General features: G+C 59.9%; 5 protein-coding genes, 1 pseudogene and 1 CRISPR repeat array. Of the genes and pseudogenes, 3 read left to right on the top strand and 3 right to left on the bottom strand.

What is annotated here, in order from left to right; genetic code table 11:
* Window positions 1-531 precede the first annotated feature (531 nt).
* From cas9 to cas2, 3 genes are all read left to right on the top strand, one after another.
* Complete coding sequence (cas9, locus tag DC366_RS18715; protein ID WP_243405228.1) at window positions 532-3,798, top strand: type II CRISPR RNA-guided endonuclease Cas9; 3,267 nt, start codon at window positions 532-534, stop codon at window positions 3,796-3,798.
* Window positions 3,799-3,876: 78 nt separating this feature from the next.
* A complete protein-coding gene (gene cas1, locus DC366_RS18710; RefSeq protein WP_108693678.1) occupies window positions 3,877-4,788 on the top strand; it encodes a type II CRISPR-associated endonuclease Cas1 in 912 nt (303 codons plus the stop codon).
* Window positions 4,785-5,129, top strand: coding sequence for a CRISPR-associated endonuclease Cas2 (cas2, locus tag DC366_RS18705; RefSeq protein ID WP_279305773.1), 345 nt, complete (start codon window positions 4,785-4,787; stop codon window positions 5,127-5,129). Before cas1 ends, cas2 begins: the two co-directional genes overlap by 4 nt.
* Window positions 5,130-5,202: 73 nt before the next feature.
* A CRISPR array of direct repeats spans window positions 5,203-7,676; the repeat unit is 36 nt; unit sequence ATTGTAGCTGTTCAAAATTCGCGGTCCAGCCGCAAC.
* Between the two features lie 64 nt (window positions 7,677-7,740).
* Here cas2 and DC366_RS18700 read toward each other — a convergent pair.
* The 3 genes and pseudogenes from DC366_RS18700 to DC366_RS20015 all read right to left on the bottom strand — a co-directional run.
* Window positions 7,741-8,894 (bottom strand): IS3 family transposase gene (locus tag DC366_RS18700; protein WP_439331677.1). Its coding sequence is split into 2 segments (ribosomal slippage): window positions 7,741-8,633 and window positions 8,633-8,894, totalling 1,155 coding nucleotides; the frame shifts between segments, so codons are not numbered across the junction.
* Between the two features lie 300 nt (window positions 8,895-9,194).
* A pseudogene (locus DC366_RS18695) lies at window positions 9,195-9,926 on the bottom strand (transposase); the annotation flags it as partial.
* A gap of 202 nt (window positions 9,927-10,128) precedes the next feature.
* Window positions 10,129-10,852: hypothetical protein (locus DC366_RS20015; protein WP_165802964.1), on the bottom strand; the 724-nt coding region annotated here is incomplete at its 5' end.

The following is a 10,852-nucleotide window of genomic DNA, read 5'->3' as shown; positions in this document are numbered from 1 at the left end:
GAAAACCTGTGCGAGCTCATCGAAATGGACCGTCAACACGCACGTTGACCTCGCTGTGGCCTACGCCGGATGCTTACGGAACAACCACCGTCGCCTACTAAGTTAATCCTGTTTCGTTTGCCAAGTGCCACCAACAAAAAACGCAGGCCGTAGCCTGCGTTTCAATGTGGTGCAATCGAATGCTTGTTAACGGCTCGACCGCGAATTTTGAACAGCTTCACCATAACCGCCCATCGGTGCCGGTCAAGCAGTTTCAGTTCTTTGCGTCCGAAGTTCGCGGTCCAGCCGCAACCAATAAACTTCATCGTCGTCGCGCAACGGCGGAAGTAGATTGATTGGTGGCGCGAGGTGTGGACCCCCGCTTGTCCCGGTGCTAAGCTTCTCTTGCGACAGACGATTGCCGACCGACTTGCGGCGCCTTGGTGTGGACCCAAGCAGCAATCTCACCCAAACCGGCGAGCCATGCTTGACCTTGGCTCGCTTTCGGGCGAAGATCAACCCACAATAAACTTCGTTATGGGTTATGGCATTATGAGAGACTTCAATTCGGAACATGGATTGCGGCTGGGTCTCGATATCGGAACGAACTCGATCGGCTGGTGGCTCTACAGGACGCACGAGGGCGAGATAACCGAAGTTGCCGACGGCGGTGTGCGCATCTTCTCGGACGGGCGCGACCCGAAATCCGGAGCCTCCCTTGCCGTCGATCGCCGCGCAGCACGCGCCCAGCGCCGGCGCCGCGATCGCTACCTGCGCCGCAAGGCCGCGCTGATGAAGCGGATGGCCGAAGCTGGATTGATGCCGTCCGACCCCGCCGAGGCCAGGGCGCTGGAGGCGCTCGATCCCTACGCCCTGCGAGCGACCGGGCTGGATGAGAAACTGCCGCTGACGCATCTGGGACGCGCGCTTTTCCACCTCAACCAGCGGCGCGGGTTCAAATCTAACCGCAAGACGGATCGTGGCGACAACGAAAGCGGCAAGATCAAGGACGCCACCAAGCGTCTGGACGAGGGAATGGCGATCAGGAAGGCTCGGACTTATGGCGAGTTCCTGCACATGCGTCGTGCTGCGGCGCCCGATCCCCGCCGCACGCCCCCCGTGCGCACCCGCCTGACCGTCGCCCGTCGCGATCACGCCGAAAAGGAAGAGGCGGGTTATGATTTCTATCCCGACCGGAAGCATCTGGCGGACGAATTCGCGGCACTCTGGGCGGCGCAGGCGGCGCATTACCCGGAACTCCTGACGGACGAATTGCGTGACGAAATCGGCACCATCATCTTTCACCAACGGCCGCTCAAGACGCCCGAGGTGGGCCTGTGCCTTTTCACGGAGGAGCGCCGTATTCCGGCGGCGCACCCGCTGAATCAGCGCCGCATCCTGATCGAGACCGTGAACAGCCTGAAAGTCGCTGCGCGCGGCGAGGCGGCGCGCGGGCTGTCGCGGGAGGAACGCGACCGGATCGTACATGCGCTGGACAACAAGAAGCATACCAGGACCCTCTCGGGCATGACGATGAAGCTCAAGGCGCTCGGCAGGGTCATCGGGCTGCGCCCGGAACAGTCCTTCACGCTGGAAACCGCAAACCGCGACGCCATCGCCTGCGATCCGGTGCGCGCCAGCCTGTCGCATCCGGACCGTTTCGGGCCGCGCTGGTCGACGCTGGACAGGGCGGCGCAATGGGACATCATCGCGCGTATCCGCGCGGTGCAGAGCGATGCGGAATTTGCCTCGCTGGTGGACTGGCTGATGGCGCAGCACGATCTCGACAAGGCCCATGCCGAAGCCACCGCCAACGCACCACTGCCCGAAGGTTACGGCCGGTTGGGGCCGACTGCCACGCAGCGGATCGTGGAGGCACTGGACTCGGATGTCATGACCTACAGCGACGCCGTCGCTGCCTGCGGTTGGCATCATTCGGACGGGCGCACCGGCGAGGTTCTGGCGGAACTGCCCTATTACGGGCGGATCCTCGACCGGCACGTCATTCCGGGCACCTATGACGAGAACGACGACGAGATCACCCGCTATGGTCGGATCACCAACCCGACCGTGCACATCGGCCTCAACCAGCTGCGCCGCCTGATCAACCGGATCATCTGCGTTCATGGCAAGCCGGACGAGATCGTCGTCGAACTGGCGCGCGACCTCAAGCTGTCGGAAGATCGGAAGAAGGAGGTCGAGCGCGACATCAAGAAGAACACCGAGGCGGCCATCGGCCGTGGCAAGAAGCTTGTAGAGGAACTTAACCAGCGGGATACTGGAGCTAACAGGATGTTGTTGCGCCTATGGGAGGATCTCAACCCGAACGACTGTCTGAAACGGTTTTGCCCCTACACCGGCAAGCGTATCAGCGCAGCCATGCTCTTCGACGGCTCCTGCGACGTCGATCACATCCTGCCCTATTCGCGCACCCTGGATGACGGGTTCGCAAATCGCACGATCTGCCTCAAGGAAGCCAACCGCGCCAAGACGAACAAGACCCCGTGGGAGGCGTGGGGTGGCACCCCGCAATGGGAGGCCATCGAGGCCAACCTCAAGAACCTGCCGAAAAACAAGGCGTGGCGCTTTGCCCCCGACGCGATGGAACGGTTCGAGGGCGAGAAGGACTTCTCCGCCCGCGCCCTCAAGGACACGCAGTATCTTGCGCGGATCGCGCGGAGCTATCTCGAAGCGCTATATCACGGTGGCGACGGCAAGAGCCACGTCTGGGTCGTGCCGGGCCGCCTGACGGAAATGCTGCGCCGCCACTGGGGGCTGAACGGGATCGAGACGCTGACCGACAGCGACGATCACACCGTCAAGGCCAAGAACCGCACGGATCACCGACACCATGCCATCGACGCCGCTATCGTTGCCGCCACCGATCGCAGCCTGATCAAACGGATCTCCGACATGGCCAGACGGGATGAACTGCAAGGTGCCGAAGAGGTCGCGCGATCCGTGACGCCGCCCTGGGACGACTTTCGTGCCGACATTGCCGCGCAGGTGCAGCGGATCGTCGTCAGCCACCGCGCCGATCATGGCCGGATCGACCCCGCAGCGCGCAAACGTGGCAAGGACAGCACCGCGGGCCAGCTTCACAATGAAACGGCATACGGTCTGGCCGGCGAGTCAACCGTCGTCAGCCGCAAGCCGCTGACATCGCTCAAACCGAACGACATCGCCATCACCACGCGCGGCGCGAATATCCGCGATGGCGACCTGCAGCGCCATCTCGCGCGCGTGACACACGGGCTGGAAAGCAAGGCCTTCGAACAGGTACTGCAGGACTTCGCACGCACCCGGAAGCTGCCGGACAATTCCTGCAACCCCTATTTCGGCCTACGCCGGGTCCGGCTCGAAGAGACGCTTCAACAAAGCGCGCGCATCGAGGTGAAGGATCGGGCAGGCATACCGTTCAAGGCCTACAAGGGCGATAGCAACCACTGCTATGAAGTCTGGCGCCTGCCCGACGGCAGGATCAAGGCGCAGGTGGTGACCACCTTTGCAGCGCATCAGACCCAGACGGTTCAAAAACCCCACCCGGCGGCAAAGCGAATCCTGCGGGTCTTCAAGCGGGATATGGTCAAGCTGGAACGGGACGGTGAATGGCTCATCGGATATGTCCAGAAACTCGACGTTGCCAACGGCCTCTTCATCGCACCGCACACCGAGGCGAATGCCGATGCCCGCAGCCGGGACAAAGCGGATCCATTCCGTCTCATCCAGATGGGAGCAGGCCCCCTGATCAAGGCGAAGGCTCGTCGCATCCATGTCGATGAAATGGGCCGAGTGCGCGACCCCGGCCCGCCCGGATAGCGCCGGATTTCGGGAAATTCAAGTTTCGGCATATAATCATCAAGTTAACGATTCGCGGATGTGCGTGAAGGGGAACTTGTGGACCAGATCATCGATATCGCGACCGATGGCCGCCACCTGTCGCGCGATCGCGGCTTCCTGAAGGTTTCCGAAGACGGCACCGAGATCGGCCGCACCCCGCTGGACCGGATCGCCGCCGTGGTCGTGCATGGTCACGGCACATCCTGGTCCACGTCGCTACTGGTCGAACTCGGCGCGCGTGGCGTCCCCGTCGTGCTGTGCGCCGCGAACCATGCCCCGATATCCGTCCTGATGCCGCTCGAGGGTCACCACGCACAAGGCGCCCGCCTGCGCGCCCAGTGGACCGCCCGGACACCACTGCTGAAGCAGGCGTGGAAACGGATCGTCAGCGCCAAGGTTGCTATGCAGGCCGCAGCCCTCGAGGCGATCGGCGCGGCGCCCGCTCCGCTGCACATAATGCAGCGCAAGATCACGTCCGGCGACACCAGCAATGTCGAGGCCCGGGCTGCCCGATACTACTGGCCCCTGATGATGGGCGACGACTTTCGCCGCGACCTGAACGGAAGCGGTGAAAACGCCCTTCTGAACTATGGCTACACCGTCATGCGTGCAGCCGCCGCGCGCGCCGTTGTGGCCGCAGGTCTCCATCCGACGATCGGCCTGTTCCATTCCAACCGTGGGAACGCGTTTGCCCTCGCGGACGATCTGATGGAGCCCTTCCGCCCGCTGGTCGACTGTGCTGTCCGCTCTATCGCAAAGGACCGGGGGCCCGGGGTCGATACCGACGCCAAACAGGCGCTTGCCCGCCTGATCGCAACGGATTTGCCGCTCGGCGACGGGATATCCCCGGTCTCGGTCGCGCTGTCGAAGTTGGCAACGTCGCTTGGTCAGAGCTTTGAAGCCGGAAAGCTCGACCTCGCGCTTCCCGCTCCGCCCGATCCCCTGGCCCTGGCGGGATTGGGACGATGAGCGCGGTTGTCACCTACTTGTCGGGATACAGACTGATGTGGATACTAGTGATGTTCGATCTGCCGACCGAGACGAAGTTGCAACGCAAGGCCGCGACGGCCTTCCGCAATTTCCTCCTCGATGAGGGCTTCGAGCGCAGCCAGTTTTCGGTCTACGCGCGTTTCGTCAACGGCAAGGAGGCGTTTGCGACCCGCGTCAACCGAATCGAGCGGCATCTTCCCGACGCCGGCGACGTCCAGATCCTCAACTTCACGGACCGGCAATACCGTGATATTGTTCATTTCTCGGACCAGGCCCGCCGAAAGGCGCGCGAAAACCCACAGCAACTGGTGATGTTCTGATGCGATTCGCTTGGATACCCGACAACATGCCCCGGACAAATGCCTTTGTCATCAAGTCGTTGTCCGGCGCACTATTGTAGCTGTTCAAAATTCGCGGTCCAGCCGCAACACAGATGCCCAAATAATCATCAGCGCCGTCATTGTAGCTGTTCAAAATTCGCGGTCCAGCCGCAACTGTCGAGGGTACGGTTCGGAATCGCCTCGAATTGTAGCTGTTCAAAATTCGCGGTCCAGCCGCAACGCCGGGGATACCATGGTCCTCATCGCCGAAATTGTAGCTGTTCAAAATTCGCGGTCCAGCCGCAACTGACGCGCGCACCATTCCTCCGCCTGATCCATTGTAGCTGTTCAAAATTCGCGGTCCAGCCGCAACCCCGGTAACCTCCAAAACTGCATCGTCCCAATTGTAGCTGTTCAAAATTCGCGGTCCAGCCGCAACGCGCGCAAAGGACAAAGCAATCAGCGGTGCATTGTAGCTGTTCAAAATTCGCGGTCCAGCCGCAACCGCATCCAGATTAACCACGTTGGACGTGTTATTGTAGCTGTTCAAAATTCGCGGTCCAGCCGCAACAGACCGGGATCAGCTCCATCGCCTTGAGCGATTGTAGCTGTTCAAAATTCGCGGTCCAGCCGCAACTTTGCTGAAAAACGGCGTGTCGGAGTGGTCATTGTAGCTGTTCAAAATTCGCGGTCCAGCCGCAACAAGTTTTCGGAGCATTCCCAGATCATTGGATTGTAGCTGTTCAAAATTCGCGGTCCAGCCGCAACTCCTTGAAGTCACGGAAGCCGGACAGCGCGATTGTAGCTGTTCAAAATTCGCGGTCCAGCCGCAACTCCACTGGATGGGAACCTATTCGCAATGCATTGTAGCTGTTCAAAATTCGCGGTCCAGCCGCAACTAGCGATCATGCGTCAAGCGGTTGAGGAAAATTGTAGCTGTTCAAAATTCGCGGTCCAGCCGCAACGGTCCCCTGCAAACGCTGCTGGCAATGCCGATTGTAGCTGTTCAAAATTCGCGGTCCAGCCGCAACTGCCAGCGTATCCGGCAGATGCGGCACGAATTGTAGCTGTTCAAAATTCGCGGTCCAGCCGCAACGGCTGGTCACGCGTGGGCTTGCTAATCAGCATTGTAGCTGTTCAAAATTCGCGGTCCAGCCGCAACACTCATCAAGGGGTTCAAGAACATCGACCGATTGTAGCTGTTCAAAATTCGCGGTCCAGCCGCAACAAAGACGACTGGCATCCGCCAACAGCCGGGATTGTAGCTGTTCAAAATTCGCGGTCCAGCCGCAACACGTCTCAGCCCCGACCTGCGCCAAAGCCATTGTAGCTGTTCAAAATTCGCGGTCCAGCCGCAACCAACCCGATGTTGAGGTGGCTAAGCCGCCGATTGTAGCTGTTCAAAATTCGCGGTCCAGCCGCAACCAAAAGCGCGTCGCCATGCTGCGCGCGGTCATTGTAGCTGTTCAAAATTCGCGGTCCAGCCGCAACTGGTGCCAACATGCGGTGGGCGACCGATGGATTGTAGCTGTTCAAAATTCGCGGTCCAGCCGCAACCTAGGAGGCCACCATGGCTGAGACACCCCGATTGTAGCTGTTCAAAATTCGCGGTCCAGCCGCAACTCATTCATACTCCTGCACTGTGCGCGCGACATTGTAGCTGTTCAAAATTCGCGGTCCAGCCGCAACCCCACGCGACCGCCTGCGCGGTGTATTCCGATTGTAGCTGTTCAAAATTCGCGGTCCAGCCGCAACAAGGGCGACCAGGATAAACCCAAGGCCCAATTGTAGCTGTTCAAAATTCGCGGTCCAGCCGCAACCGATGGATGCGCGCCGCAATCTCGTTTGCCAATTGTAGCTGTTCAAAATTCGCGGTCCAGCCGCAACTTCCGATGGAGTATTTCATGTTCAGGATCGATTGTAGCTGTTCAAAATTCGCGGTCCAGCCGCAACATGCATGAGCATGGCCAAACCGGACACGCGATTGTAGCTGTTCAAAATTCGCGGTCCAGCCGCAACATCATTAGGACGTGGATACAGTCTGACGTGATTGTAGCTGTTCAAAATTCGCGGTCCAGCCGCAACCCTCTTGGTGAACCAGACAACCTCGCCCTTATTGTAGCTGTTCAAAATTCGCGGTCCAGCCGCAACTCGAGCGATCCTGCGGCTGCCAGCATCTCCATTGTAGCTGTTCAAAATTCGCGGTCCAGCCGCAACTCGGCGTCCGTCTTTTTGAACACCACGGCAATTGTAGCTGTTCAAAATTCGCGGTCCAGCCGCAACTTGGCGCCTGACAAGGGCGCTGCGTTGATCATTGTAGCTGTTCAAAATTCGCGGTCCAGCCGCAACACCCGCAGTGAGGTTACCGCCATACCCGCTATTGTAGCTGTTCAAAATTCGCGGTCCAGCCGCAACGAAACACGCAAGCGCACGCTTAATCAGGAAATTGTAGCTGTTCAAAATTCGCGGTCCAGCCGCAACGACGCGACCCAAAGCGTTACCGTGAATGTCATTGTAGCTGTTCAAAATTCGCGGTCCAGCCGCAACACATATCGGCTTTGGTGCGGCCCGGTGAGCTACTCCCCATTCCTTGGACAAGATCTGAGATAAATTAAGCTACTCTTTGCACCTGCTGATCGGGGTTGTTTGTTTCATTTGTCTGCCAATAGACCGCGGCAGGTGGCATGCCGCCAAGTGCAGAATGTGGGCGTTTGTGATTGTAGAACTCGATCCATTTTTTGACGCCAGCCTTGGCTTCTGATCCAGTTTCCCAGGCGTGCAAATAGACGCATTCGTATTTTAGGGATCGCCATAGTCGTTCGACAAAGATGTTGTCGAGAAAGCGGCCTTTGCCGTCCATCGAGATGCGCACGCCAGATCGCCGTAACCGATCTGTCCACGCAAACGATGTGAACTGGCTGCCCTGATCCGTATTCATGATCTCCGGCAAGCCGTATTTGTGGATCGCTTCGTTGTGGGCGTCGACACAGAACCCGGCTTCCAGCGTGTTTGAGATGCGCCACGCCAGCACCTTGCGTGTATGCCAGTCCATGATCGCGACCAAATAAAGGAAGCCGCGTCGCATGGGCAGATATGTGATGTCTGGGCACCAAACCTGGTTGGGTCGGTCCACCCGCAGGCCACGCAGCAGATAGGGGTAAATCTTGTGGCCTTTCGCAGCCTTGCTGGTGTTGGGCTTCTGGTAGATCGGCATAAGGCCCATCAATCGCATCAAGCGTCTGATCCGCTTCTCATTCACGAGGTGCTCCTCATTGCGCAGATGCCATGTCATCTGACGCACGCCGTAAAACGGTGTTTCCAAGAACTGCTTATCGATCAGCCGCATCAGATCGAGGTTCATCTCGGTCTCACCCTTCGGCTCATAGTAAAACGACGACCGCGAGATCGACAGCAAGGCACATTGCTTGCCGACAGACAGACCAGGCAAATTAGGTTCAATCATCTTGCGCCTCACTTGCCGGTCCAAGGCTTGAGCTTTCTGGCCAAAAAATCGTTGGCGACAGCCAACTCCCCGATCTTGGCGTGCAAGTCTTTGACCTGCTCTTCATCGACTTCCGCTGCTTTCCGGCCACCGCGCTCAAATACTCCAGACGCGCCTTCCAACAAAGCCCGTTTCCATTGATGGATCATCGTGGGATGCACGCCGAACCGACTGGCCAACTCGCTGACCGTCTCTTCGCCTTTCAGCGCCTCCAACGCCACCTTGGCTTTGAATTCTGGATGATGTTGCTTCCGTTTCGACATTCCTGATCTCCTTCGTGTTGAAGATCAGCAGACTACAAATCGCAGCTTACGTCAGTGTCCGATTTTCGGGGGGTAGCTCAGATCCGTGAGGACCAGTCTGAACGCCTGTTCGGTATGCCTCAACGTGAGGGCGCGCCGATCTTCAGGGTGAAGCGTCTCAGGCAGGCGCAAGGCCGACCAGACCAGGACGGCAAAGCTGAACGCGGCGACGACGATGGAAATTTCCTGCCACGAGCCGAACAGCATGATTATCTGCCCGATATTGGGCGCAATCACCGGGATCGCTATGAAAATCATCATCACTGCGATTTCCGGCGGAACCGCGAGGCCCCGGGCCTTGATGTCGACCAACAACTCACGCCAGCTCTGCGCGCTCTCGCGCACGCCGACCTGGAAGCCGACGAGTTCCTTCTTTCCTTCGGGCGTTGCCCCGAGAATGACCAGCATGCACTCGGCCTGCGGCTCCATCCGAGCCTGGAGATAGACGCCGTCCGCCCAGATGTAGACATAGCGCCGGGCCGACAGATCGCGGCGTTGCCAGCAGTCATATTTCTGCTTCCACTCCCCGGTCAGGCGCGAGATCACATTCGGCGACAGGTTCGGCGCATCCTTCCCCAGGATCGCAGCCAGCGCCTCCTGGAAATCCCCCGTCGAGATGCCGCGCAAATAGAGCACGGGCAGCAGGGCATCGAGGCTGCGCGAGCGCCGCGCCCATTTCGGCAGGATCGCAGAGGTGAAGCGGACCCTCTTTTCGGCCGGGGCATCGGTGGCGCGGTCGCGCACCTTCGGGCGCTACACGTCGAGCGCGCCGATCCCGGTCTGGATGCTGCGCTCCGGCCCGTAACCGTGTCGCACAATCCGCTGGCGGCCGTCCGGCAGGGTCTCTTCGGCATGCTGCGCGACGAAGGCGTCGGCCTCTGCCCTAAGCGCGGCCGCCAGCATCCGTCGCGCCCCGTCGCGCGCGATCTCGGTCAGCGGGTCATCCACAGATTCCGGCTGACGCAGGGCGATGATGTCTGTATCGTTCTTCATGGCGTATCGTTCCTTCTGGAAGTTCTGGCAGGCTTGATCACCCGCCACGATACGCCGCCTACTCAAACCCCGTCACCCATTTCCCAGCATAGCTCACCAATGCAGATGGGGAGACTCAGGGGCGGCAGATTTTTGTGCCGTATGCGAGACGCTGCGCACGGCGCAGCCCGCATGCGCCGCGTGCCAGCTTGCCGCGCGCCACTCAGACGCGAGGGCCGTCGGGATCACGCTGCTGCGGCGCGACGACGACCATCGGCATGACTATTGGTATCGCCTGCCGTGCAACCATGAAAAGCGCCTGCAATGGACGCGGGTCCAGCGGCTGGCGCGCGAAGGGTTCGTCCCCAATCACTCCGGCTTCCATTGCGAGCCGTGCTACAAAGCGGAGCTGCAGAACACCGCCTCTCAGTGGGGTTGGAGTCTCGTCGGCGCAGACCCCGACGGCGACGCCAACTACCGGCTGCTGTCCCATGATGCGTGCGGACATCAGCAGCGTGTCGCGACGGCTAACATCGAAACGGGCAACTGCGGGTCCTGTGGTGAGTGCTGGACTGCCGCAGAAAGCATCATCTACCTGATGCGGTTTCGGGTGCCCGAGTTTGGCACCTTCGTGAAAGCCGGTTTCAGCAAAAACCCGGACTCCCGTATGCGGCATCAGCTTGGTTTGCGCGAAGACGTGGAAGCCGAGATCCTCGATGAGGTGCCGACGCCGAGCGGTCAGGTCGCAATCCGGCTTGAGAAGAATCTGCACGCTCAGCTGCGAGCAGCGCATCCGGACAAGGTTGTCCCGCGCGAAATGCTCCGGCCTTGGATCAAGGTAACGTCCGAAATTTATACCGCCGATGCGGTGCCGATCATCCGGCGGATGCTCGACGAGATCGAGAGCCCCAGGTGGCCGCGCAAGACCAAGATCAAGCCTCCGTCCG

The sequence above is a fragment of the Pelagivirga sediminicola genome, from assembly GCF_003072125.1.
Classification (GTDB): domain Bacteria; phylum Pseudomonadota; class Alphaproteobacteria; order Rhodobacterales; family Rhodobacteraceae; genus Roseovarius; species Roseovarius sediminicola.
The sequence above is the reverse complement of the archived record's forward strand: the minus strand, read 5'-3'. Positions and strand labels throughout refer to the sequence as shown.